At 71.6% G+C, this 23,003-nt stretch carries 24 protein-coding genes; 17 read left to right on the top strand and 7 right to left on the bottom strand.

Going from position 1 to position 23,003, the window contains the following annotated elements:
* The first annotated feature begins 136 nt into the window (after positions 1–136).
* From AB0C19_RS32140 to AB0C19_RS32110, 7 genes are all read left to right on the top strand, one after another.
* Positions 137–949 carry a TIGR03936 family radical SAM-associated protein gene (locus AB0C19_RS32140; protein ID WP_266304630.1) on the top strand — a complete coding sequence of 271 codons (813 nt, stop codon included), beginning with the start codon at positions 137–139 and terminating at the stop codon, positions 947–949.
* A gap of 131 nt (positions 950–1,080) precedes the next feature.
* Positions 1,081–4,209, top strand: coding sequence for an Rne/Rng family ribonuclease (locus tag AB0C19_RS32135; RefSeq protein WP_357191433.1), 3,129 nt, complete (start codon positions 1,081–1,083; stop codon positions 4,207–4,209).
* Positions 4,210–4,325: 116 nt separating this feature from the next.
* A complete protein-coding gene (locus AB0C19_RS32130) occupies positions 4,326–4,808 on the top strand; it encodes a hypothetical protein (RefSeq protein WP_357191431.1) in 483 nt (160 codons plus the stop codon).
* A 166-nt stretch (positions 4,809–4,974) separates the two neighbouring features.
* Entirely contained in the window at positions 4,975–5,289 is a 315-nt protein-coding gene (rplU, locus tag AB0C19_RS32125; protein WP_007464063.1) for a 50S ribosomal protein L21, read from the top strand.
* Between the two features lie 11 nt (positions 5,290–5,300).
* Positions 5,301–5,555 (top strand): 50S ribosomal protein L27, encoded by a 255-nt coding sequence (gene rpmA, locus AB0C19_RS32120; protein WP_007464062.1) that lies wholly within the window; start codon positions 5,301–5,303, stop codon positions 5,553–5,555.
* Positions 5,556–5,650: 95 nt separating this feature from the next.
* The gene (gene obgE, locus AB0C19_RS32115; RefSeq protein WP_238685118.1) at positions 5,651–7,117 is read left to right on the top strand and encodes a GTPase ObgE; all 1,467 of its coding nucleotides are present in this window, start codon (positions 5,651–5,653) and stop codon (positions 7,115–7,117) included.
* A gap of 70 nt (positions 7,118–7,187) precedes the next feature.
* Positions 7,188–7,637, top strand: a complete 450-nt coding sequence (locus tag AB0C19_RS32110) for a GNAT family N-acetyltransferase (protein ID WP_357191428.1) — start codon at positions 7,188–7,190, stop codon at positions 7,635–7,637.
* Between the two features lie 31 nt (positions 7,638–7,668).
* Here the strand turns inward: AB0C19_RS32110 and AB0C19_RS32105 are convergent, their stop codons facing one another.
* Entirely contained in the window at positions 7,669–8,328 is a 660-nt protein-coding gene (locus tag AB0C19_RS32105) for a DUF6766 family protein (RefSeq protein ID WP_357191426.1), read from the bottom strand.
* Positions 8,329–8,394: 66 nt separating this feature from the next.
* The gene (locus AB0C19_RS32100) at positions 8,395–8,886 is read right to left on the bottom strand and encodes a DUF4383 domain-containing protein (protein ID WP_357191424.1); all 492 of its coding nucleotides are present in this window, start codon (positions 8,884–8,886) and stop codon (positions 8,395–8,397) included.
* A gap of 229 nt (positions 8,887–9,115) precedes the next feature.
* Between AB0C19_RS32100 and AB0C19_RS32095 the strand changes: the two genes are divergently transcribed.
* Genes AB0C19_RS32095 through AB0C19_RS32085 form a run of 3 tightly spaced genes read left to right on the top strand, consistent with a single transcriptional unit; the run spans position 9,116 to position 11,077 of the window.
* Positions 9,116–9,964 carry a hypothetical protein gene (locus AB0C19_RS32095; protein ID WP_357191423.1) on the top strand — a complete coding sequence of 283 codons (849 nt, stop codon included), beginning with the start codon at positions 9,116–9,118 and terminating at the stop codon, positions 9,962–9,964.
* Positions 9,965–9,995: 31 nt separating this feature from the next.
* The gene (locus tag AB0C19_RS32090) at positions 9,996–10,463 is read left to right on the top strand and encodes a phage holin family protein (protein WP_238678469.1); all 468 of its coding nucleotides are present in this window, start codon (positions 9,996–9,998) and stop codon (positions 10,461–10,463) included.
* Positions 10,460–11,077 (top strand): DUF3618 domain-containing protein, encoded by a 618-nt coding sequence (locus tag AB0C19_RS32085; RefSeq protein WP_238685113.1) that lies wholly within the window; start codon positions 10,460–10,462, stop codon positions 11,075–11,077. Before AB0C19_RS32090 ends, AB0C19_RS32085 begins: the two co-directional genes overlap by 4 nt.
* 104 nt (positions 11,078–11,181) lie before the next feature.
* Here AB0C19_RS32085 and AB0C19_RS32080 read toward each other — a convergent pair whose 3' ends face one another.
* Complete coding sequence (locus tag AB0C19_RS32080) at positions 11,182–12,183, bottom strand: glycosyltransferase (protein ID WP_357191420.1); 1,002 nt, start codon at positions 12,181–12,183, stop codon at positions 11,182–11,184.
* Between the two features lie 73 nt (positions 12,184–12,256).
* Positions 12,257–13,504 (bottom strand): cytochrome P450, encoded by a 1,248-nt coding sequence (locus AB0C19_RS32075; protein WP_357191418.1) that lies wholly within the window; start codon positions 13,502–13,504, stop codon positions 12,257–12,259.
* Positions 13,505–13,649: 145 nt separating this feature from the next.
* Between AB0C19_RS32075 and AB0C19_RS32070 the strand changes: the two genes are divergently transcribed.
* On the top strand, positions 13,650–14,051 hold the full coding sequence (locus tag AB0C19_RS32070) for a hypothetical protein (RefSeq protein WP_357191416.1): 402 nt from the start codon (positions 13,650–13,652) through the stop codon (positions 14,049–14,051).
* 120 nt (positions 14,052–14,171) lie between these two features.
* Here the strand turns inward: AB0C19_RS32070 and AB0C19_RS32065 are convergent, their stop codons facing one another.
* On the bottom strand, positions 14,172–14,390 hold the full coding sequence (locus AB0C19_RS32065) for a DUF397 domain-containing protein (protein WP_124817462.1): 219 nt from the start codon (positions 14,388–14,390) through the stop codon (positions 14,172–14,174).
* A gap of 69 nt (positions 14,391–14,459) precedes the next feature.
* Here AB0C19_RS32065 and pepN point away from each other — a divergent pair, with 69 nt between their 5' ends.
* Positions 14,460–16,976, top strand: a complete 2,517-nt coding sequence (gene pepN, locus AB0C19_RS32060) for an aminopeptidase N (protein ID WP_357191414.1) — start codon at positions 14,460–14,462, stop codon at positions 16,974–16,976.
* Positions 16,977–17,078: 102 nt separating this feature from the next.
* On the opposite strand, the gene AB0C19_RS32055 is transcribed toward pepN, so the two are convergent.
* The gene (locus AB0C19_RS32055) at positions 17,079–18,284 is read right to left on the bottom strand and encodes an FAD-dependent monooxygenase (RefSeq protein ID WP_357191412.1); all 1,206 of its coding nucleotides are present in this window, start codon (positions 18,282–18,284) and stop codon (positions 17,079–17,081) included.
* Between the two features lie 187 nt (positions 18,285–18,471).
* The gene (locus tag AB0C19_RS32050) at positions 18,472–19,215 is read right to left on the bottom strand and encodes a PadR family transcriptional regulator (protein ID WP_357191409.1); all 744 of its coding nucleotides are present in this window, start codon (positions 19,213–19,215) and stop codon (positions 18,472–18,474) included.
* A 217-nt stretch (positions 19,216–19,432) separates the two neighbouring features.
* On the opposite strand from AB0C19_RS32050, the gene nadD reads away from it, so the two are divergent.
* The 5 genes from nadD (at position 19,433) to AB0C19_RS32025 (ending at position 22,883) form a co-directional block, all read left to right on the top strand.
* Entirely contained in the window at positions 19,433–20,029 is a 597-nt protein-coding gene (nadD, locus tag AB0C19_RS32045) for a nicotinate-nucleotide adenylyltransferase (protein WP_030336528.1), read from the top strand.
* A 110-nt stretch (positions 20,030–20,139) separates the two neighbouring features.
* Positions 20,140–20,547 (top strand): ribosome silencing factor, encoded by a 408-nt coding sequence (gene rsfS, locus AB0C19_RS32040; protein WP_210785344.1) that lies wholly within the window; start codon positions 20,140–20,142, stop codon positions 20,545–20,547.
* Complete coding sequence (locus AB0C19_RS32035; protein ID WP_357191407.1) at positions 20,544–21,203, top strand: histidine phosphatase family protein; 660 nt, start codon at positions 20,544–20,546, stop codon at positions 21,201–21,203. The genes rsfS and AB0C19_RS32035 overlap by 4 nt, the downstream gene beginning before the upstream one ends.
* Before the next feature lie 48 nt (positions 21,204–21,251).
* Complete coding sequence (locus AB0C19_RS32030; protein ID WP_357191405.1) at positions 21,252–22,106, top strand: DegV family protein; 855 nt, start codon at positions 21,252–21,254, stop codon at positions 22,104–22,106.
* 3 nt (positions 22,107–22,109) lie between these two features.
* The gene (locus AB0C19_RS32025; protein ID WP_357191403.1) at positions 22,110–22,883 is read left to right on the top strand and encodes an SDR family oxidoreductase; all 774 of its coding nucleotides are present in this window, start codon (positions 22,110–22,112) and stop codon (positions 22,881–22,883) included.
* The last annotated feature ends 120 nt before the right edge of the window (positions 22,884–23,003 follow it).

The raw sequence follows: 23,003 nt of genomic DNA, 5'->3' as shown, positions 1-23,003 counted from the left end.
CGGCTGGTGACCTCCGCGTCGCCGGCCGGCCGTTGGCCTTCGTGCCGGGTGGTCGCGACCCTGGCGGCTGGTTTGTGTCCGTCTGTCCGGCGGTTCGGCCGCCCCGGCTGCGTACCGTCACGAGCCCTGCGCCAGGATGGGCGGACACGCAGGTACACCCGAGGAGCCCACGATCGCCAGAAAGCCTCAACCCGAGGGCGGCCAGGCGCCGGTCGTCCAGCGCGTCCGCATCCGCTACGCCAAGCGCGGGCCGCTGCGGTTCACCTCGCACCGGGACTTCGCCCGGGCGTTCGAGCGCGCGCTACGCCGGGCCGCCGTGCCGGTCGCCTTCTCCCAGGGTTTTCACCCGCACCCGAAGATCTCCTACGCCAGCGCCGCCCCGACCGGGGTGGCGAGCGAGGCGGAGTACCTGGAAATCGCCCTCCAGGCGACCGTCGACCCGGAGGCGTTGCGCGCCGCGTTGGACGCCGCGCTCTCGCCGGGGCTGGACGTCCTGGACGCCGTGATCGCCGAAGGGGGCAACCTGCCGGACCGGATCGAGGCGTCGCACTGGCACATCGAGTTGCCTGAGGTTGACACCGCGGTGCTGCGCGCCGCGGTGGACGCCTTCGTCGCGGCCGAGGAGGTGCTGGTCGAGCGGATGACCAAGCAGGGCCGACGTACTTTCGACGCCCGAGCCGCCGTGATATCGATCGATGTCCAACTGCCTACGCCGACGCCTTCCGGGGCGCCGGCCGTACCGTGTGCGATACTCGAACTGGTCGTGCGGCAGGTCACCCCGTCCGTACGGCCCGATGACGTCCTTTCCGGCCTCCGCGTGGTGGCCGACCTGGAGCCGCCGGTTTCGCCGAGGGTGACACGGCTGGCTCAGGGCACGTTGACCGCGCAGGGTGCGATCGTGGATCCGTTGGATGCGGACCGCGACGGGGCAGCCATCGTTGGGCACTGACCGACGGTCGGTGTTCTGGCAGGCAGACTTCGGCGGTCGCGCACCACGCGCGCCCGGCGGAAACACTTTTGCGGCGACCCTGCGTGGCAGCGCTCACCCGCGCCCGGGCTAGCCAGAACTGGAGAACGTCCATGCTCGAGAACGAGCCCGAGGGCGGCGAACGGACCGGTTCACAGCCGGCCGGTGACACCGCCGACCAGAGCACCACGGCCGACGGCGCCGCCGTCGAGACCTCCACCACGGCTGTCGGTTCGGCCTCGGTGGAACCGGCTGGCGCGGAGAGCGCTCCTGCTGAGGCCACCGAACCGGCCGCCCCGGTGCGGCGCACCCGGGCGACCCGTCGTCGGGCCGCCCCGCTCAACCAGCCGGAGCAGACCGACGCCCCGATCGAGGCGCCCACCGGTGGTGCCGGCAACGTCGAGTCGCCGCAGGCGGAGGTCTTCGCCCCGGTCTCCGGTGACCTGGACGTCGCACCGAAGACCCCCCGGCGCCGCCGCAAGGCCACCCCCGTCGAGACGACCGCCGAGGAGCCGCTGGTCGCCGCCTCCGCGGAGGCGGCCTCGGCCGAGGTGGTGCCGCCGGTCAAGGTGACCCGTACCCGGCGAAAGAAGGCCACGCCGGCGGCCGTCGAGGAGCCGCCCGCCGCCGAGCAGCCGGCCGCCGCCGACGAGCCGCTTGCGGTCGAGGAGCCGGTCGTCGAGGAGCCGGACGTCGCTGAGGAGCCGGCGGAGTCCGACCTGCGCGAGGCCGAGGCCGAGTTGAACGACTCCCCGGCCCTCCCGAGCACGTCCGCCGCAGAGCTGGCCTGGAGCAGTGGTGCGCAGGACCGCTCCGGCGAGGTGCCACCGGGTGTGGCCGTCTCCGGTGTGACGGATGAGCCGAACGAGCCGGCCGAGATCGAGCCGGAGCAGCCGCGTACCCGTCGTCGGCGCGCCGCGCTCTCCGCGCCCACAGTGCTGTTCATGGCACCCCAGCCGGACGCCGTGCCGGTGACCCGACCGGTGGAGCCCGCCGCGGCGGCCGAGGAGCCGGCCGTCGAGGAGGCCGCCGAGCCGTCCCGCCGCCGTCGGCGTGGCCGCCGCGAGGTCGAGCCGGTGGAGCCGATCGAGGCCATCGAGGCCGAAGAGGAGCCGACCGAGGAGGCCGACGAGGCCGCCGAGGCGGATGAGGACGACGAGGACAGCGCCGCCGCGCGCCGCCGCCGCCGGCGTGGTCGCCGGGGCCGGGGCCGGGGCAAGGGCGGGGCCGACGACGCCGAGGACGAGGAGTCCGAGGAGGCGGCGCAGGCCGACGAGGAAGAGACCGCCGAGGCAGAGGCCGAGGCCGACGAGGACGAGGAGTCCGAGGGCGGGGACGGTCTGACCCGTCGTCGTCGTCGCCGTCGTCGTCGGGGCGCCGGTGACACCGAGGGCGCGGCGGACGACGGTGTGCCGACAGTGGTGAAGATCCGCGAGCCGCGCCGGACCGTCGACGAGGTGCAGGGTGTGTCCGGCTCGACCCGGCTGGAGGCCAAGCGCCAGCGCCGCCGGGACGGTCGGGAGCAGCGCCGTACCCGCCCGCCGATCCTCAGCGAGTCGGAGTTCCTGGCGCGCCGGGAGGCCGTCGACCGGGTGATGGCGGTCCGCCAGCGCGGTGACCGCACCCAGATCGCCGTCCTGGAGGACGGTGTGCTGGTCGAGCACTACGTCACTCGCAACTCCTCCGGGACGATGGCCGGCAACGTGTACCTCGGCAAGGTGCAGAACGTGCTGCCGAGCATGGAGGCCGCGTTCGTCGACGTCGGTCGGGGCCGCAACGCCGTGCTGTACGCCGGTGAGGTCAACTGGGACACCTCCGGGCTGGAGGGGCGGGCCCGCTCGATCGAGCAGGCGCTGCGCTCCGGCGACTCGGTGCTGGTCCAGGTCACCAAGGACCCGATCGGGCACAAGGGCGCACGGCTGACCAGCCACATCGCGCTCTCGGGCCGGCACCTGGTCTACGTACCCAACGGCAACGCCTCGGGGATCAGCCGCAAGCTGCCGGACAACGAGCGCAAGCGGCTGCGGGACGTGCTCAAGAAGCTGGTCCCGGACGGCGCGGGCGTGATCGTCCGGACGGCAGCCGAGGGCGCCACCGAGGACGAGCTGGCCCGCGACGTCAAGCGGCTCCAGGCGCAGTGGGAGGACATCCAGGCCAAGGCCGCCGAGGGTGGCGCTCCGGCGCTGCTCTACGGGGAGCCCGACCTGGTCATCCGGGTTGTCCGGGACCTGTTCAACGAGGACTTCCGCGAGCTGGTGATCGAGGGCGAGCAGTCGTACGACATCGTCGAGTCGTACCTGTCGCATGTCTCCCCGGACCTTGTCGACCGGGTGCGCCGGCACGTCGGCACGAGTGACGTCTTCGCCGAGTACCGGATCGACGAGCAGATCATCAAGGGCCTGGACCGCAAGGTCTTCCTGCCCTCCGGCGGCTCGCTGGTGATCGACCGCACCGAGGCGATGACTGTCGTCGACGTCAACACCGGCAAGTACACCGGCTCCGGGGGCAACCTGGAGGAGACGGTCACCCGCAACAACCTGGAGGCTGCGGAGGAGATCGTCCGTCAGCTCCGGCTGCGGGACATCGGCGGCATCGTGGTGATCGACTTCATCGACATGGTGCTGGAGTCGAACCGTGAGCTGGTGCTGCGCCGGCTCACCGAGTGCCTGGGCCGGGACCGCACCAAGCACCAGGTCACCGAGATCACGTCGCTCGGCCTGGTGCAGATGACCCGTAAGCGGATCGGCGCGGGCCTGCTGGAGGCGTTCAGCGAGACCTGCGAGTGCTGCAAGGGTCGGGGCGTCATCATGCACACCGAGCCGGTGCCGGAGAAGCCGCGTCCGGCCGGTGCGGGGGAGAAGGTCAAGGCTGTCGCCTCGGCGGTGGCTCCCGCTCCCGCTCCGGCGGCCGAGCAGGGTGCCACCTCGTCCCGCCGCAGGGCACGCAAGAACGCCCCGGCCGCGGCCGAGCGGACCGCTGTCGAGGTGGTCGACACCGACACCACGGCCGAGCCGGACGCCGACTACCAGGACACCATGGGCTACGACCTGTCCCGCTACGAGTCGGACACCGCCGCCGCACCGGCGATCTCCGACGCTCAGCAGGGCGAGTCGGCCCGCCTGGCCGCGGCGGACGACCCGGACGCGCTCGCTGACGGTGAGGGCGACGAGGAGACCACCGAGGGCGGTGGCGGCCGTCGCCGGTCGCGTCGCGGTGGCGCACGTCGGCGGACCCGCCCCTGAGCGCCTGACCGGCCACGTGTTTGACGAGGTCCCTCTCCCGGCAAAGTGACGGGGGAGGGACCTCGTCGTTGTGGCCACCCGGTCGTCGATCGGTCGTCCCGAGTCAGGAGAAGAAGATGCGCCGTCTGCTCGCGCTCACCGCGCTGCTCACCATGCTCTCCGTCGCGGCCGGCTGCTCCACCGGTGGGACCGCCGAGGGCGCTGGCTCGGCGGCCGCTGGCACCCCTCCCGGCCCGACCGGCATGCCGGCCAGCGGTGGTGTGGCGGGTGGTAACGCCACCCAGGTCTGCGCCGCCGCGCAGGAGGCCAGCACGACTGCCGTCCGGACGTACGTGGGGGAGCTGGGTCGGATGCTCGCGGCGGTGGGCGCCGGGGACAGCCGTACGGCCGAGGCCGCCCGGGTACGGGCCGAGGCGGCGTTGGCGAACTGGCGGACCGTACTGCGGGAGCAGTCGGAGCGGACTGACGATCCGCAGCTCAAGACGCTGCTCACCGACCTCGGCACCGAGGTTTCCGCTCTCGGTGCCGACGTAGAGTCGATCGACGAGACCGAACTCGACCGGCTCCAGCAACGCCTCGACCAGCTCTGCGCGCGCTGACCAGGGCGGGCCGGTTTGGGGTCCGGGCTCGCGATGGCGTACTCTTGCCTGCGGCCCACCTTTGGTGTGCCGAGTTCCCGTGTGCCCGCGCCGCCGTGCACTGCTACCCGGCGAGCCGCTGCGGGAACGACCGCCAGCAGCCTCAACGACAGGGAGTCCGCCTCCGATGTACGCGATCGTCAAGACCGGCGGCAAGCAGTACAAGGTCGCCGAGGGCGACGTGATCGAGGTCGAGAAGCTCACCGGTGCCCCCGGTGACGCGGTGAAGCTCACCGCGGTGCTCCTCGTCGACGGTGACGACCTGGTGACCGACGCGGCGAAGCTTGCCGAGGTCGCGGTGTCCGGCGAAATCGCCGCGCACACCAAGGGCCCGAAGATCCGGATCCACAAGTTCAAGAACAAGACTGGCTACCACAAGCGCCAGGGTCACCGTCAGCCGTTGACCCAGGTCAAGGTGACCGGCATCTCCAGCGGGAAGTAGGTCGTCCTCCAATGGCTCACAAAAAGGGTGCGTCCAGCTCGCGTAACGGTCGTGACTCCGCGGCCCAGCGACTCGGCGTGAAGCGCTTCGGTGGTCAGGTCGTCAGCGCCGGTGAGATCATCATCCGGCAGCGTGGCACCAAGTTCCACCCCGGTGACCTGGTCGGCCGTGGCGGCGACGACACGCTGTTCGCGCTGTCCGCCGGTGCGGTCCTGTTCGGCACCAAGCGCGGTCGCAAGACCGTCAGCATCGTTCCGCAGCAGTAGTTCTCGGGCTAAGCGGGCCGCGGACCTCCGGGTCCCGGCCCGCTTAGCCTTTTTAGCGAAGTGCGAGGTTGGACCTCGCTGGAAGGATTGACGCCGTGGCAACGTTCGTTGACCGGGTCGTTCTGCATCTGCAGGCCGGCGATGGCGGGCACGGTTGTGCCTCGATCCACCGCGAGAAGTTCAAGCCCTTCGGTGGGCCGGACGGCGGCAACGGTGGGCACGGGGGCAGCGTGTCCCTGGTGGTCGACCCGCAGGTGACCACGCTGCTCGACTTCCACTTCCACCCGCACGTCAAGGCCGACAACGGCAAGGGCGGCGCCGGCTCGAACCGGGACGGGGCCAACGGCCACAACCTGGTGCTGAAGGTGCCCAACGGCACAGTGGTGCAGACCTCCGACGGCACGGTGCTGGCCGACATGGTCGGTGCCGGCACCACCTTCGAGGTCGCCCGCGGCGGGCGCGGCGGGCGGGGCAACGCCTCGCTGGCCAACGCCAAGCGCAAGGCGCCCGGCTTCGCCGAGCTGGGGGAGCCCGGCGACCAACTGGACATCGTGCTGGAGCTGAAGAGCGTGGCCGACGTGGGCCTGGTGGGCTTCCCGTCCGCTGGCAAGTCGTCGCTGATCTCGGTGATCTCCGCCGCGAAGCCGAAGATCGCCGACTACCCGTTCACCACACTGGTGCCCAACCTCGGCGTGGTCCGGATGGACAACCACACCTTCACCGTCGCGGACGTGCCGGGCCTGATCCCCGGCGCGGCCACCGGTAAGGGCCTGGGCCTGGAGTTCCTGCGCCACATCGAGCGTTGCGCCGTGCTGGTGCACGTCATCGACTCGGCGACCCTGGAGCCCGGCCGTGACCCGGTGGCCGACATCGACGCCATCGAGGCCGAGCTGAGCCAGTACGGCGGCCTGACCGACCGCCCACGGCTGGTCGCCATCAACAAGATCGACGTGCCGGACGGCCGTGACCTCGCCGAGATCGTGCGCCCCGACCTGGAGGAGCGCGGTTACCAGGTGTTCGAGGTCTCCGCGGCCACCCGGGAGGGGCTCAAGGAGCTGACCTACGCGATGGCCGATCTGGTCGACGCAGAGCGTAAGGCCGCTCCGCCCGCCGAGCCGACCCGGATCGTCATCCGCCCGATCGCCGTGGACGACGACGGTTTCACCATCACGGCCGAGGCGGACGGCTCGTTCACGGTGCGCGGTGTCCGGCCGGAGCGCTGGGTCAAGCAGACCAACTTCGACAACGACGAGGCGGTCGGCTACCTGGCTGACCGGCTGGCCCGGCTCGGGGTGGAGGACAAGCTGGCCAAGGCCGGCGCGCAGCCCGGTGATCTGGTCCGGATCGGTGTGCGCGAGTTCGACTGGCAGCCGACGCTCTTCGCCGGTGTGGACTTCAAACCCGGCAACCGGGGCACCGACGTCCGCCTGGAGGAGAAGTCGAACCGGGCTTCCGCAGCGGATCGGCTCGCCGCCCGGAAGGCTCGCCGGGTGCGCTCGGCCGACGATCTGGGTGCGGACGCGTCCGACGACGACATCGACGACGAGGACGACGCCGAGTAGTTCGTTGCCCTCCGTGGTGGGGTTGATTCCCGGAAACCTCCCCGAAATCCACGCGTCCTAGCGTGGGGTGATGCTGATCGAGTCCCGGCCTGCCACCGATCCGGAGATCGCCGCCATGGTCATCGCGCAGCAGCGTGAGCTGCGCGAGGCCGATGGTGGGTTGGACGGGCAGGTCTTCGTTCCCCATGACGACGTCCGCTACCTGGCGGTGGTGGTGAACGGTCGGGCGGTCGCCTGCGGGGGCCTCCAGGCGCTCGATGCCGAGTCCGGCGAGGTGAAGCGGATGTACGTCCGGCCCGCGTACCGGGGGCGTGGGATCGGTCGTCAGTTGCTCGCCGCGCTGGAGGAGTGCGCGTTCCGGCAGGGGCACTCGGTGGTCTGTCTGGAGACGGGCACCTACCTGCCGGCCGCTATCGCCTTGTACACAGCGTGTGGCTACCAGCAGATCCCGGTCTACGGCGAGTACGTGGGCAACCCGTACAGCGTCTGTTTCGCCAAGCGGTTGCCGGTCGCGGCCTGACGGCCGCGTGGCCGCTGCCGCCTCGCCGGTTTCAGGCGCCGGTGCTGGCGTGCTCGACGGTCACCGGCTTCGACTCCGGCGAGGCGTGCTGGCGCAGCACGATGCTCAGCAGGATCAGCGCGCCGACGGCGAGAAACTCGCTCTGCCAGTTCTGCATGGACTGGAACCAGAAGTCACTGGTGCCGAGGAACTCCCACACCCCGATCGGCGGCGCCCCGCTCTGGAGCGCCTGCTCCTGGTTGTACGCGGCGGTGCCACCGAGCAGGTGACCGACGAACGAACCGGCGAAGATCAGCAGCAGGGCGAGGGAGAGGCTGTTCCGGTAGATCACCAGCGGCAGGCCGCCGACGCGTACCGGCCAGGGTGACTGCGGGGTCGCCCGGCGCTCGTCGTCCTCCGGTCGGTCAGTCTGGTCCACCGGTTTCGACTCGGCCGAGCCCCGCTGCACCAGGTACGCGGTGAGCAGCACGTACCCGCCCATCTGGAGGAACTCCGACTCCCAGTTCTCGAAGACCGCCTCGGCGAAGTGCCCACTGGTCAGGTACGCCGGCCAGCTCAGCGGCGCGGCCCCGTACTCGGTCAGCTCCTCGTTGTGGGTCTGCCAGCCGAAGACGCTCTGCAACACCAGGAAGACCAGGAACGCCCCCAGCATGGCGACGGCCAGGGCGTTGTCACGCAGCCAACGAGGCATGGTCGCACCTCCTTCGCCGGCCGAATTACCCCTGCCGGCGAGACCGCGAAACCACAAAAGTCCAGTTCAGTGCCGGTCGGCGGGGTTGTCCAGGCGTCCGCCGGTGCCGGCCTGGTTCGACAGCAGCAGCCCGAGCGCGAGCATCCCGAAGCCGAGCGCGAGGTGCAGCCAGTTGTCGGCGTCGTTGACCGGCAGGATGTTCGCCCCGCCCTCCGGGTTGACCGCCTCGATCGCCAGGCCGTAGAGCCAGAGGGCGAGGTAGATCGCGCCACCGGCGGCCAGGAAGACGCGGGCACCGGCGACGCTGCGGGCCAGCACCAGGCCGACCAGCCCGAAGAGCAGGTGCACCACGTTGTGCAGGATCGACACCTGGAACAGCCCGAGCAGGTGGGCCTCCGAGTGGTGCCCGGCGAACCGCAGCTCGCCGTAGTCGGTGGTGATGCCGGGAATGAAGCCGAGGACGCCGATCAGCAGGAAGACCCCGGCCACCACCAGCGCGGCCAGCTGGACCCGGGGTCGAGGACCGGCCGCTCGGCCGCCCCGTGCGCCTCGTGCCATCGCTGCCCCCTCCGTGGATCTACCGGCCTCGCGAACCTCACTGTCCGCAGCGGCGACGTGACGCAGCCCGACGATCCTCCATTTTGAAGACCAACCGGTGGGCCGCGCAGATAAATGCACGAAGAGGTATGGAAGCCAGAACGCAGGGTAGGTGAATGGTCAGCGGCGGCGGCAACGCGCCGCATCCCCCCAGCACAACCGCTACGACTTTCTGAGCGGAAGGGAAATCATGACTTACGATCTTTCACCTACGTCTTCCACGTACGGGCAGCAGTCGACAAACGGCGGTGGCGTCCGCGACCAGGCGCGCCAGGTCGGGTCGGAGGCCGCGCAGGCTGGTGGCGCTGTCGCCCAGACCGCCAAGGAGCAGGGCACCGAGGTCGGCCGTGAGGCGGCCCGGCAGGCCCGCAACCTGTACGGCGAGGCCCGCAGCCAGCTCGCCAGCCAGACCGGTGAGCAGCAGCGCCGAGCCGCCGGTGGGCTACGTTCGCTGGCCGACGAGATGCGCTCGATGGCCGAGCAGGGTGGCCAGGCCGGCCCGGTGACCGAGTTGGCCCGCCAGGCCGCCGACCGGGTGCAGGGTGTCGCCGGTTGGCTCGAGCAGCGCGAGCCCGGCGACCTGATCACCGAGGTACGCGACTACGCGCGGCGTAACCCGGGCACCTTCCTGGTCGGCGCGGCGGTGCTCGGTGTGCTGGCCGGCCGGCTGACCCGTGGCATCTCGGCCGCCGGCGACGACTCCGGCAACGGGTCCTCGACCTTCCGGGGCGCCGGGGCGTACGACCCGGAGCAGACCGCCGTGATCCCGACGCAGCCGCCGGCGCCCCGCGCGGTGCCGGACGCCGTTCCGCCGGGCGGCTACCTCGACCCGACCCCTGGTACGCACACCCCGCCGACATCAGGTGGCTACACCGACCAGACGCCCGGCACCTACGCCGACCCGGCGTCCGGCGGCTCCTCCGAGCCGGGCCGGGGCGACTACCCGGAGCACTCCGGCACCGGCCAGCCGCTGCCGCCGGTGACCCAGACCGACCCGCTGCCGGGCGTGCCGTCCAGCGGCAGCAGCCCTCGCCCGTGAGCCGCCGAGTCGTCCGAAGGGAGGCGACGGCATGAGCATGCCGACGCAGGGGTCCGGACTGGACTCCGGTTACCACCCCGACGCGGGTGCCCCGCACACCGCGTCGGAGGTGAAGGGCAGCTCGCTGGGTGACCTGATGCGTCAGGTCACCACCGACCTGTCGACGCTGATGCGTCAGGAGGTCGAGCTGGCCAAGGCCGAGATCCGGCAGGAGGGCAAGAAGGCCGGCAAGGCCGCGGGCCTCTTCGGCGGTGCCGGCTTCGGCGGCTACATGGTGGCCCTCTTCGTGTCCATCGCCATCTGGCAGTTCCTGGACAACGTCATGGACTCCGGTCTGGCCGCGCTGATCGTGGCCGTGATCTGGGCCGTGGTCGCCGCGGTCCTCTACTCGATGGCCAAGAAGAACGCCCAGCACGTACGCGGGCTCAAGCAGACCAACGACAGCGTGCAGCGGATCCCCGACGCGCTCAAGCCGCACCCGGAGGGAGTAACCCGATGAGCACCGATCCCGATCAGATCCGCCGGGAGATCGAAGCCACCCGTAACAGCCTCAGCTCCGATGTGGACGCGCTGGCGTACAAGGTCAGCCCCAGCCGCATCGTCGACGACCGCAAGCAGCGGGCCCGTTCCGCTCTGCAGAATGTGAGGGACAAGGTCATGGGAACCGCGTCTGACCTCGGCCACGGCACCGGCCAGGCCGCCCACTCGGTGGGTGACCGCGCCTCGTCGGCGGCCTCCAGCGTCAGCGACGCCGCGCACTCGGCGGCGACCACCGTCAGCGACGCCGCGCACAGCGCGCCGCGGGTGATCCGGCAGAAGTCCCAGGGCAACCCTCTCGCCGCCGGCCTGATCGCGTTCGGGGTCGGCTGGCTGGCCTCGTCGCTGATCCCGGCCTCCCGCCGCGAGCAGCAGGCCGCCACCCAGGTGAAGGCCAAGGTCAGCGAGCACAGCGGGGCCGTGAAGGAGAAGCTGGGCGAGGTGGCCAGCGAGCTGCGCGAGCCGGCCCAGCAGGCCGCCGATTCGGTGAAGTCCACCGCTCAGGACGCCGTGCACGCGGTCAAGGACGACACGAAGTCCGCCGCCCACCAGGTCAAGGACCACGCAACTCCCTGACCCACCCCAACCCAGCGCGACAGCTCGCGGTCACCCTCGGGTGCCCGCGAGCTGTTGCGTTCGGCTCAGCGCGATCTCGCGATTTCGGCCGGAGTTCTGTGGGGCTACCGGCGGTTTTGTTCCGACCGAAAGTGCAAGATCGCGGGGAGGCGTGGGTTGCGCGGGGCGGGGTTGGCGGCTCGGCGGATTCGGGTGTCGCCGTAGCGGACGCCGCCCAGCAGGAGACGCTGGGTGACCGCCAGCCAGCCGCACACACCGCGTTCCAGCAGCCAGAGGGGGGCCGCCAGCGCTGTGGCCGGCGGGAACACCCGGGTGCCGCCGGCGCGGCGGCGACCCGTCTCGGCCAGGGCGACGACACCGGCCACCGCGCCGAGCAGCAGCCTGGGGCGGCGCGACACGACCGCCGCCGCCAGCGCCGGCAGCACCGCGAGCGCGGTCAGCAGGCGCGCCGGCTGAGCCAGATCGTCGTACGCCTGACGGACCCGTTGACCGCGGAAATGCGCGGCGTCCGGAGGCAGCCGGCGGACGTACAGCCAGGCCGGAGCGGCCTCGGTGCCGCCGTACCCGCGCACAGTGCGGATCAGCTCCAGGTTCTCGAAGAGCACGTCCGGGTCGTAGCCGCCCATCGCGAGGAAGGTGCTGCGCCGCACGGCAAGGGTGCCCGGGTAGTCCGCCCCGAGCGCCCGGTTGAGCAGCGTGCGGCCGGTGTCCCACCAGGCGTGCCAGGGCAGAGGGTCGAAGTAGTTCTGCGGTCGCACCAGGTCGGCCCGGCCCAGCAGCCGGTCTACCGCGCTCAGCGCGGACTCGTCGTACCGGACGTCGTCGTCGGCGATCACCACGTGCTCGTGGCCGGCCGCGCGGACGCCGGTGTGCACGCCCAGCACCTTGCCGTTGAGCCCACGCTCACTCGGATCCGGTGAAAGGTGCCGGATCAACCCTTGCCACGCCTCGGCGTGCCGGGCGAAGAGGGTCGGAGGTGAGCCGTCGACCACGAGCACCTCGACCCGGTCACCGAGCCAGCGCAGGTAGTCGGTCAGCTCGGCCAGGCCGGTGTCGGTGTCGGTGTCGGTGTCGGTGTGCCAACGCAGCGGTAGCACGTACGTCATCGGTAGGCGGGTCGGCGGGGCTTCGGTCCGCCGTGTCGCTTCGTCACCTCGACCACGCACGATCATCGTCCGCTCAGGAGGTGTGGCGGACGTTGGTGAGGGTCAGCCCGAGGGGCGGCAGTGCTGGCATCCGGTGCAGATCCAGGGCCAGGTTCTGGACGGGAACGTCGTAGCGCATGGTGGTGACGAGGTTGGTGACCGCCCGCTTCATCAGGTCGATGGTGATCCACTCACCGGCGCAGCGGTGCCCGGCCCAGTGCTCACCGCCGCCCTGCGGGATCAGCTCGAACGGGTCCACCCGGCGGCCCGCGAACCGCTCCGGGCGAAACAGCTCCGGTTGCGGCCAGAGTGTCGGGTGGTGGTTGGTGCCGTAGAGGTCGAGCAGCACCCGCCGGCCGCGCGGGAAGTGGTGGCCCTGCCAGTCGAAGGACCGCCGGACCCGGGCCGCCGCCATCGGAAAGAACGGGTAGTAGCGGCGTACCTCCTGGACGAAGTGCTCGGTGGCCTCGTCGTCGTCACGGATCCGTTCCCGCCAGGCCGGATGGTCGTGCAGGGCGAGCGCGGCGAAGGTCATGTACTGGTCGACGGCGACCACCGGGCGCAGCACGTTGAGCAGCTCCACCGCCGCGATCCGCCGGGGAAGGAGGTTGCCGCGCCCGTCCCGGTGTTCGGCGATCACGGCCAGGGCGCTACCGGCCGGCGCCCGAGCGAAACCGACCCGGGTCCGTTCGACGAGGTCGGCGAGCCAGCGTTCGGCGCGGTACCGGGCCAGCCGTCCCCGCCAGTGCCGGGGTCCCAGCACGGCCGGCGCCTCGATCATGGCGTGCAGCTCGACGGTGCGGCGCTCGACCTGCGACGCGGGCAGCGGCACCCCGGCCCAGGCGCAGATCACCCGGGTCAGCATTCGGCCCAGCTCGTCGTAGAGCGACACCGGGCCGGCGGCCTCCCAGGCGGCGGCCCGGGTCCGCCACTCGTCGTCGAAGAGTCGACCGAGCCGCTGGATCGCCGCCGGTGTCATGATCGACATGAACATGGCCTTGCGGTCGGAGTGCTCCGGCCCGTCCAGCCCCTGCACCCCGCGCCGCCCGGTCAGGGTTCGCTGCACGCGCAGCGGCATCGCTGTGGCGCGTTGGAAGCGGTCGGTGTCGTAGAACAGCTCCGCCGCCGGCCGGCCGCGCAGGCAGATGGTCGGGGCCAGCAGGATCCGGGTCTTGAAGACGTCGCTGCCGTACCGCTCGCAGCGCTCGCCGATGAACCGGTAACCGGCGCGGAGCAGCGCGAGGGTGCTGTCCGGGCTGCGGTCGGCCGGCATGCTCGCCATCGGGTCTCCTCACGCACAGGTGCGGCTGGTCGCCGTTTGTCAGCGCGCATACCCCCGTCGACGCCGCTGAACCCCGCCCGGCTGGCCCCTCCCAGGGGCGGCGGAACCTGGTTTGCTGCTGGTGGGACGAGCACGGGGAGGGCGGATGCGCGACAACACATCGCCGCACTGGCGGCAGCGGCGAGCGGCCGGGGCACTCGGCGGAGGCCGCGACGGGCGGTCACTGATCGGGCCGCCGAGGCGGCCCACCCGTCCGCACCGGTTCTTCACAGTGCACCTGGGCTTCACCGCGCCCGGCCCGGCTGAGGCCCGCGAGCTGGCCGTGGCGTACGCGGAGGCGCTGAGCCTGCTCCGCTCGGAGGTGGCAATCGGAGCGGCGGCTCTGTCACCGGCGGACGCCTGGCAGCGGGCCGAGCGGCTGTTCTGCGGCGCGGTCGGCCCGGACGGCGAACGCTGCGTCGACGTGGCCGACCATCCGGGCTTCCACCACGCCCCTGGCCCGGGTGGCCTCGGCTGGGGCGACGGCGATGTTCCCGGCGATGGTTGACCCCCAGCCCTGGATGGCCGATCCGGGGGTGTGTCGGCCGACCCGCCAGCGTGGCCGTGCCGGTGTCCCGACCACGGGCACCGGCACGGCGATCGACCGCCGACGGGTCGGCGGGCACTGTCAGTCCAGGTCGAACTCGCCGTCCTGCGCGCCGGCCACGAAGGCGTCCCACTCGGCCTGGGTGAAGACCAGCACCGGCCCGTTCGGCTCGGCCGAGTTGCGCATCCCGATCAGGTCGTCGACGAAGGCAACCTCGACGGCGCTGTCGGAGGTGTCCCCCTCGGCCCGCTGCCAGACCGCCCGAGAGAGGTCGAAGTCGCCCTTGGGGTGCTGCGCCATGGTTCTTTCCTCCAGTGCCGAGGGTCGTGTGGTGACCGGGTGCCGATCCCCATCGGGCAGGATAAGCGGATGCCGAGCCTGACCCGTGTAGAGGCGACCGCGCGTGGCGCGGCGATTACTGTCGAGTCCTATCAGGTGGACCTCGACCTGACCGGTGACGGCGACCTGTTCCGTTCCCGCGTCGAGATCCGGTTCCGGGCCACCACCGGCGCCGCGACCTTCGTCGAGGTCAAGCCCGCCAAACTGCGCGGTGTACGCCTCAACGACCGCGACCTGGACCCCGCCCTGCTCGCCGACAACCGGCTGCCGCTCGACGACCTGGCCGAGGAGAACACGCTCATCGTCGAGGCCGAGATGGCGTACTCCAAAACGGGGGAGGGGATGCACCGCTTCGTCGACCCGGCCGACGGCGAGACCTACCTCTACGCCGAGTCCTTCCTCGACAACGCGCCGCGCATCTTCGCCGCCTTCGACCAGCCCGACCTCAAGGCGCCGTTCACCCTCTCGGTCACCGCACCGCCGCAGTGGATCGTCGCCGGCAACGCCGAGCTGGCCGCCAACCCGGCCCCCGGGCGCTGGGAGTTCGCCCAGAGCGAGCCCCTGGCCACGTACTTCTTCTCGCTGATCGCCGGGCCGTACCACGTCCGGCGGGCCGAGCACGACGGCATACCGCTGGGCATCTACTGCCGTCGGTCACTCGCCGAGCACCTGGACGCCGACGCCGAGGAGATCTTCACCATCACCCGGCAGTGCCTGGACCGGTTCCACAAGCTCTTCACCGAACGCTACCCGTTCGGCAAGTACGACCAGGCGTTCGTGCCCGAGTTCAACGCCGGCGCGATGGAGAACCCGGGCCTGGTCACCTTCCGCGACGACTACGTGTTCCGCTCGGCCGTCACCGACACCCAGCGCGAGCTGCGGGCCGGCACCATCGCTCACGAGATGGCCCACATGTGGTTCGGCGACCTGGTCACCATGAGCTGGTGGGACGACCTGTGGTTGAACGAGTCCTTCGCCGAGTACCTCGGCACCCGGGTCACCGCCGAGGCGACCCGCTTCGACCAGGCCTGGACCACCTTCGCCATGCGGCGCAAGGCCTGGGGCTACGCCGCCGACCAGCGGCCCTCCACCCACCCGATCGCCCCACAGGAGGTCGTCGACGCCGAGGCGGGCCTGCTCAACTTCGACGGCATCTCGTACGCCAAGGGCGCCAGCGTGCTGCGGCAGCTTGTCGCGTGGCTCGGCGACGAGGCGTTCCTCGCCGGCCTGAACGCGCACTTCGCCGCCCACCGCTTCGGCAACGCCACCCTCGCCGACCTGTTGGCCAGCCTCTCCGCCAGCAGCGGGCGGGACCTGTCCGACTGGGCCGAGCTGTGGCTGCGCCGCCCGCAGGTCAACACGCTGCGGGCCGAGGTCGCCGTGGACGCCGACGGTCGCTACACCGAGGTGGCAGTGGTGCAGACCGCGCCCGAGTCGTACCCGGTGCTGCGCCCTCACCGGATCGGCGTGGGCCGCTACTCGATGGACGGCACCGCGAGACGCGACGAGGTGGACATCGACCCGAACGCCGACGAAGGCCGCACCGTGCTCGGTGCGTTGACCGGCGAGCCGGCGGCCCGGTTGTTGCTGCTCAACGACGGTGACCTCACCTTCGCGAAGGTACGCCTCGACCCGGCGTCGGCGGACGCCGTCCCGCAGGTGCTGCCCGGTCTGTCCGATCCGCTGGCCCGGGCGATGCTCTGGCGCGAGGCACTGGACGCGGCGACCGACGGCGAGCGGCCGGTCACCGGCCTGGTCGATCTGATGGCTGCCGCGCTGCCCGCCGAAACGGAGGTGATCATCGCGGAGGACGTGCTGACACTCAGCCGGTCCCTTGTCGACCGCTACCTCGACCCGCTGACCCGCTCCACGGCGCTGGCCAGGGTCGCCGGGACGTGCCAGCGGCTGCTCGACGGCGCGCCGGCCGGGGAGTCGTTGCAGCTCGCCGCCGCACGGGGTTGGATCGCCGCGACCACCGACGCTGACCTGCTCGTCGGTTGGCTCGCCGGCCGGGACGTGCCGGCCGGTTTGAAGATCGACGCGGAGTTGCGCTGGGCGGTGCTGCGTCGCCTGGTGGTGCTGGGCGCCGCCGGCGAGGCGGAGATCGCCATCGAGGCCGCCGCCGACAACAGCTCCACGGGCGCGGAACGGGCCGCCTACTGCCGGGCGGCGCTGCCCGACCCGGTGGCGAAGCAGGCGACCTGGGAGATCATCGTGCGGGACACCGAGCTGTCCGGTCGGCTGCTGGAGGCGATCACCGAGGGGTTCTGGCAACCCGAACAGGCCGACCTGACCGCCGCGTACGTCGATCGGTACTTCGCGGAGATGCCGGCCGCCGCGCACCGGCGTACCCCCTGGACGGCCGACCGGGTGGCCGCCCTGGCGTTCCCCCGCTACGCCGTGGCGCAGCCCACCCGGGAGGCGGCCGCGGCGCTGCTGGCCCGCGACGACCTGACCCCCGGCCTGCGCCGGGTGGTGACCGACGCCGACGACGACCTGCGTCGCGCGCTGGTCGCCCGGACGGCGGTGGCCGCCGCCTCGGCCTGAACGCTGCCCGCGTGGGCTGACGCCGTCGGGTGCCCGGCGCGGGCGGGCCCGGCGCGGGCTGGCCGCTGCGGGGTGGCTGGCCAGCCACCCCGCAGCCACCGCTCAGCGCAGGGCGGGCTCCGCCGTGACCGGCGCGTCCCAGTCGATGACGTAGCGCTGCTCGTCGGCGACGGTCTTCTCCGGGTCCAGCACCGTGCGCACCATCAGCGGCATCAGCAGCGGCATCAGCGTCCGCGCGACCGCACCGGGCGCCTTCGCGTGGTTGATGCGGGCCGCGCGGGCCGCGACCCTCTCCACCCGGGTACGACGCAACCGCACGTACGCGGCGAACGCCGCCTGAACGTCCGGCAGGTCGCGCAGGCAGCGGGCGAGTTGCACAGCGCTCTCGATGGCCAACGACGCGCCCTGCCCCGAACTGTTCGACGGCGCGTGCGCCGCGTCGCCGACCAGCACCATCCGGCCCCGATGCCAATGCGGCACGGGCGGCATGATCTGCAACGACCCGACCACCTGGAGGTCGTCGGCGTTGCTGGTCGCGACCAACTCCCGGCCCGGGTCGTCGTCGCCGTAGGTGGCGCGCAGCGTGTCCAGCCACTGCTCCGCCGGCACCGCCCGGGCCTCGACGAGGCTCATCGGCCGCCGCTGCGGCAGGTTGGCCCCCCACCGGGTGCCGCCGCCAGGCTCCGGCCAGTACAGGTAGTAGCCGCGTCGGCCGAACGCGAACGTCATAGTGCCGGGCTCGGCGTCCACCTCGTGCCGGGCGACCGCCTCGAAGCCGAGCAGCCCGGTGAACCGGGGGCCGGGCGCGGACGGGTCGATGAGACCCCGGACCGTGGAGCGGATCCCGTCCGCGCCGACGAGGATGTCGGCGGTCGCGGTGCTGCCATCCTCGAAGCGTGCGGTCACGCCGTCGCCGGTCTGCTCGGCGTGGACCAGCCGCTTGCCGTACGCGAACGGCACACCTTCGACGAATGCCTGGTCGTGCAGCACCTGGTACAGCTCAGCCCGGTGCACCACGTGCAGCGGCGGCACCCCGGTCAGCGTGGGCATGGCGATGCGGCGGCGGCCGACGGCCAGAGCGCTGCTGTCGATCGGTGTGGCGATCGCCGTCACCGCCTCGTGCGCGCCGACCGTACGCAGAGCCGCCACGCCGTTGGGCGCGAGGGCGAGGGTGCCGCCGATGCCGCTGGCCGTGGTCGGGTAAGCCTCGTAGACGGTTGCGGTGATGCCGGCGCGGCGCAGCGCGAGCGCTGTCACCGGCCCGGCGATGCCAGCGCCGATGACGATCGCGGTTCGTACCGTGGTCATGCTCTCTCCCTGGTTGTGGTCGTTGGCGCGCGGGCGCGGACCTGGTGTGGTCGGTGCGCGGGCGCGCGGACCTGGGAGGGAGCCCGGTTATCCTCGTGGTTGCCGCTTCGGGCCGGGTGCCTTCCCAGGCGTCGGTTCGGGGTCAGGGCCCCGGTGAGGTGTTGGCGCACCTCGCCGGGGCCGCTCTTCAGCCGGTGGTGTCGGCTCCCCGGCTGCTGCTGTCGGGGCGTTCGGCGCTGTCGGGGCTGGCCTCCTGGGTGTGGGTGGTCGGGGTGTCGGGGTTGGCCTTCGGGGCGTGTGTCTTCTCGGCCAACTCGGTCAGTTCGGCAGGCATCTCGCCGGTCTCGTGGAAGGCCCGCCAGGTGTCCAACCCGGGGTAGCTGCCCGAGGTCAGCTCGGCGAGCAGTGCCCGCAGCCAGGCGGCCTCCGCGTTGCGGATGGCGAGGTCGTACTCCGACTCCACCAGGAACAGCCGCGGGATCTCTCGCAGGTGCGCGTCGAGGGTCTCGCGGTCCTGGTGGACCGCGGCCTCCAACAGGTCGAGTCGCTGCCGCAGCAGGCCGGTGGCCTCGTCGGGGTGCAGCGCGGCGAGCACTGACAACCCGGCCCGGAAGCGGGGATGCTCCGCCATCGGGGTGGAGACCAGCTCGCGGGCCCAGTCGACCAGCTCCGCCCGCCCCGCGTCGGTGATCCGGTAGACGGTGCGTTCCGGGCGTCGGCCCTCGCGCACACTCTCCACCGCCTCGATGAGGTGGTGTTTGTCCAGGTTGCCGATCACCGTGTAGAAGGACCCCCACTTGAACTCCATGTCCTGGTCCTTGCCCCAGGCACGCAGTGCGGTGGCGATCTCGTACGGGTGCATCGGCCGCTGGACCAGCGCGGACAGCACGGCCAGCGCCAGCAGGTTGCCGACCTTGCGCCGCTTCGGCACGATGACCCCCTCGCTCGTCGACGGTTACTCGCCGACGAATATACGCCGACGGTCAGAATGCTACGACCCCCTACGTGCGGTGCCCTCGGTGGATTGACTCGGTTTTCATGAACTCGCGGTGTCCGGGTCTCCCAGATGGGCCGACTCTCAGGAAGTCGAGTTGATCACGGTGCCGGGCCGGGACGGTCGGCCACGACGCTCGGCCTACGATCATTGGGTGGAGGAAGATATCCGGCGGATCGGGATCATGGGTGGCACCTTCGACCCGATCCACCACGGGCACCTCGTCGCGGCCAGCGAGGTGGCGGACCGGTTCGGCCTGGACGAGGTGGTCTTCGTGCCCACCGGTCAGCCGTGGCAGAAGGCCGACGAGCCGGTCAGCCCGGCCGAGGACCGGTACCTGATGACAGTGATCGCCACCGCCTCCAACCCCCGCTTCCAGGTCAGTCGGGTCGACATCGACCGTAGTGGCCCTACCTACACGGTCGACACGCTGCGTGACCTTCAGGCCGAGTACGGCCCGAAGGTGCAGTTGTTCTTCATCACTGGCGCGGACGCCCTGCAACGCATTCTGTCTTGGAAGGACCTGGATGAGATCTTCGAGCTGGCCCATTTCATCGGCGTGACCCGGCCCGGTTTTCCGCTGAGCGACAAGCACCTCCCGGCGGACACCGTCAGCCTGATCCAGGTGCCCGCTATGTCCATCTCGTCGACCGACTGTCGCGCTCGGGTAGCCCGAGGCGAGCCGGTCTGGTACCTGGTGCCAGACGGTGTGGTGCAGTACATCGCCAAGCGGAGCCTCTATCAGCGCTGAGTGCACCCGTTATGCCCAGTTTCGTGCCGTTAACCGACCAGAACTGGACGATCGGGGTGCCGCCGGGTATGAGACGCTTGGAGGATCGCACGCTTGATCGAAGGAGAACGGTGACGATTTCCGAACGCGCTCACGAGCTGGCTATCGCGGCCGCCCAGGCCGCCGCCGACAAGAAGGCGCAGGACATCACGATCATCGACGTCGGCGACCAGCTCGCCATCACCGACGCGTTCGTGCTCGCTGCTGCCCCCAACGAGCGTCAGGTGCTGGCCATCGTCGACGCCATCGAGGAGAGCCTGCTCGAGCTGCCGGACAAGGCGAAGCCGGTGCGGCGCGAGGGCGAGCGTGGTGGCCGCTGGGTGCTGCTCGACTACGTCGACATCGTGGTGCACGTCCAGCACACCGAGGAGCGCGAGTTCTACGGGCTCGACCGCCTCTGGAAGGACTGCCCCACCATCCCGTTCGTCGATCGCGACCTGGTCGAGGCCGACGCCAGCGGGTCCGCCGCGGCCGAATGACCCGACTGATCGTCTGGCGGCACGGCAACACCGACTGGAACGCCGCCAACCGCGTCCAGGGGCAGACCGACGTACCCCTCAACGAGCTTGGCCGCGACCAGGCCCGCGCCGCCGCCCCGCTGCTCGCGGGGCTGCGGCCCGACGCCATCGTGGCCAGCGACCTGAGCCGCGCCGCCGACACCGCCGCCGCGCTCGCCGCGCTGACGGGCCTACCGGTACGCACCGACGCCCGGCTGCGCGAGCGGCACTTCGGCCAGTGGCAGGGTCTGCACCTCACCGAGGTCGCCGAGCGATTCCCCGACGAGTACGCGCGCTGGCGGGCCGGTGACCCGGACCCGGGCGCGGATCTGGAGCCCCTGCACGACCTCGGTGAGCGGGTCGGTGCCGCGCTGCGGGAGGCTGCCGAGGCGGCAGCCGGCGGCACTGTGGTGGTCGCCACCCACGGTGGCGGTTCCCGGCAGGGCATGGGTCATCTGCTCGGCTGGGACACTGGTGTGCTGCGCTCCATCGGCTCATTGGCCAACTGCCATTGGAGTGAGCTACGGCACGACGACCGTGCGCCGGCCATCGGGCGTCCGCAGGACGTCAGTGGCTGGCAGTTGCGGGCGCACAACGTCGGCCTGATCACCGCCCCGGTCGCCGTCGACGCGGTCTGAGCATTCGCGCCTCGGCGTTCGGGGCCTCGATCGGCTAGCGTGCCGGGCATGCCCGTCGCGGTTGTCATCGACTCCACCGCCTACCTTCCGTCCGAGCTGGTGCAGGCGCACCGGCTGACCGTCGTGCCGTTGACCGTCGTGCTCAACGGCGCGGAAGGGCTGGAGGGGGTGGAGACCCAGCCGGCCGACGCCACAGTGGCGCTGAGTGCCCGCCGGGTCACAGCGACCACCTCGCGCCCGGCACCCGAACAGTTCGCCAGGACGTACCGTCGACTGCTCGACGCCGGCGCCGACGGGATCGTCTCGGTGCACATCTCCGCCGCGCTGTCCGGCACTGTGGAGGCCGCCCGGCTCGCCGCCGCCGACCTGGACGGCCGGGTCGAGGTAGTGGACAGCCGCTCGGCGGGCATGGGGCTGGGCTTTCCGGCCATCGCCGCCGCCACCGCCGCCGAGGCTGGCGCGGACAGTGCCGCTGTACGCGACGCGGCGCTCGGCGCCATCGCCCGCACCACCGTCTGGTTCTACGTCGACACGCTGGAGTTCCTCCGCCGAGGCGGCCGGATCAACGCGGCCGAGGCGTTGGTTGGCACCGCGCTGTCCGTCAAGCCGATCATGCACATGCCGGACGGGGCGATAGTGCTGCGGGAGAAGGTCCGCACCGCCAGCCGGGGAGTGGCCCGTCTCGTGGACCTGGCCTTCGAGACGGCCGACGGCGACGACGTGGATCTCGGGGTGCACCACCTGGCCGCGCCGCAACGCGCCGAAGCGCTGCGCGCCGCGCTGACCGAGCGGTTCGGTGACCGGCTGCACGACACGTACGTCTCCGAGGCGGGTGCGGTGGTCGCCGCGCACGCCGGGCCTGGCCTGGCCTGCGTGGTCGTCCACCGCCGACCGCAGGGCTGAGCCGTGCCCACGTCGTGCGTGGTGACCGGAGGCGGTCGCGGTGTCGGCCGGGCGGTGGTGGAACGGCTGCTGGCGACCGGCGCAACCATCGTCGTACTGGAACGCGACGCCGACGCTGTCGACTGGTTGGCCGACCATCCGGCCGCCGATCGGCTCGTCGCAGTCATCGGCGACGCCGCCGACGAGCAGGTGGCCGAGCGCGCCGCCGAGCTGGCCGACCGCGCCGCGCCGCTGACCGGCTGGGTGAACAATGCTGCGGTGTTCCGCGACGCCACGCTGCACACCGCGTCGGCCGACACGGTACTGGACCTGATCGGGTTGAACCTGCGCCCAGCCGTTGTGGGCGCCGCTGTCGCCGTCCGGCGCTTCCTGGCCCGCGCCGCAGGCGGCGCGATCGTCAACGTCTCGTCGCACCAGGCCCGTCGACCGGTGTCCGGTGCCCTGCCGTACGCGACGGCGAAGGCCGCAGTGGAAGGGCTGACCCGGGCGCTGGCCGTCGAGTACGGGCGGCACGGCATCCGCGCCAACGCGGTGGCGCTCGGCTCGATCGCCACCGAGCGGCACGCCGAATTCCTCGCCACGCAGGAGCCCACCCAGGCCCAGTGGATCGACGCCGAGCTGACCCGCCTGCACCCGGTGGGCCGCATCGGGCGGGCCGACGAGGTGGCCGAGGCGGTCGCGTACCTGCTGTCGCCCGCGGCGAGCTTCGTCAACGGGGTGACGCTGCCGGTGGACGGCGGACGGGCCGTGCTCGGCCTCGACCCGGAGGCCCGCTGACCGCCAAGATCGCTCGGCTTCTAGCTGCAACGCCGTTCAGTTAAGTGGTTGGTGTGGTCGTCAAGGGTCGGGGATGACGATGTCGATACTGGTGGTGGCTTGGTAGCTGCGCCGGTCGAT

Origin of the sequence: Micromonospora sp. NPDC048842, from assembly GCF_040649935.1 — a bacterium.
GTDB lineage: Bacteria > Actinomycetota > Actinomycetes > Mycobacteriales > Micromonosporaceae > Micromonospora > Micromonospora hortensis.
The sequence above is the reverse complement of the archived record's forward strand: the minus strand, read 5'-3'. Positions and strand labels throughout refer to the sequence as shown.

Bases quoted from the DNA above. Each gene is read 5' to 3' on its own strand.
- AB0C19_RS32140 (WP_266304630.1), top strand. From the start codon at position 137: ATGGGCGGACACGCAGGTACACCCGAGGAGCCCACGATCGCCAGAAAG.
- AB0C19_RS32135 (WP_357191433.1), top strand. From the start codon at position 1,081: ATGCTCGAGAACGAGCCCGAGGGCGGCGAACGGACCGGTTCACAGCCG.
- AB0C19_RS32130 (WP_357191431.1), top strand. From the start codon at position 4,326: ATGCGCCGTCTGCTCGCGCTCACCGCGCTGCTCACCATGCTCTCCGTC.
- rplU (WP_007464063.1), top strand. From the start codon at position 4,975: ATGTACGCGATCGTCAAGACCGGCGGCAAGCAGTACAAGGTCGCCGAG.
- rpmA (WP_007464062.1), top strand. From the start codon at position 5,301: ATGGCTCACAAAAAGGGTGCGTCCAGCTCGCGTAACGGTCGTGACTCC.
- AB0C19_RS32110 (WP_357191428.1), top strand. From the start codon at position 7,188: ATGCTGATCGAGTCCCGGCCTGCCACCGATCCGGAGATCGCCGCCATG.
- AB0C19_RS32105 (WP_357191426.1), bottom strand. From the start codon at position 8,328: ATGCCTCGTTGGCTGCGTGACAACGCCCTGGCCGTCGCCATGCTGGGG.
- AB0C19_RS32100 (WP_357191424.1), bottom strand. From the start codon at position 8,886: ATGGCACGAGGCGCACGGGGCGGCCGAGCGGCCGGTCCTCGACCCCGG.
- AB0C19_RS32095 (WP_357191423.1), top strand. From the start codon at position 9,116: ATGACTTACGATCTTTCACCTACGTCTTCCACGTACGGGCAGCAGTCG.
- AB0C19_RS32090 (WP_238678469.1), top strand. From the start codon at position 9,996: ATGAGCATGCCGACGCAGGGGTCCGGACTGGACTCCGGTTACCACCCC.
- AB0C19_RS32085 (WP_238685113.1), top strand. From the start codon at position 10,460: ATGAGCACCGATCCCGATCAGATCCGCCGGGAGATCGAAGCCACCCGT.
- AB0C19_RS32080 (WP_357191420.1), bottom strand. From the start codon at position 12,183: ATGACGTACGTGCTACCGCTGCGTTGGCACACCGACACCGACACCGAC.
- AB0C19_RS32075 (WP_357191418.1), bottom strand. From the start codon at position 13,504: ATGGCGAGCATGCCGGCCGACCGCAGCCCGGACAGCACCCTCGCGCTG.
- AB0C19_RS32070 (WP_357191416.1), top strand. From the start codon at position 13,650: ATGCGCGACAACACATCGCCGCACTGGCGGCAGCGGCGAGCGGCCGGG.
- AB0C19_RS32065 (WP_124817462.1), bottom strand. From the start codon at position 14,390: ATGGCGCAGCACCCCAAGGGCGACTTCGACCTCTCTCGGGCGGTCTGG.
- pepN (WP_357191414.1), top strand. From the start codon at position 14,460: ATGCCGAGCCTGACCCGTGTAGAGGCGACCGCGCGTGGCGCGGCGATT.
- AB0C19_RS32055 (WP_357191412.1), bottom strand. From the start codon at position 18,284: ATGACCACGGTACGAACCGCGATCGTCATCGGCGCTGGCATCGCCGGG.
- AB0C19_RS32035 (WP_357191407.1), top strand. From the start codon at position 20,544: ATGACCCGACTGATCGTCTGGCGGCACGGCAACACCGACTGGAACGCC.
- AB0C19_RS32030 (WP_357191405.1), top strand. From the start codon at position 21,252: ATGCCCGTCGCGGTTGTCATCGACTCCACCGCCTACCTTCCGTCCGAG.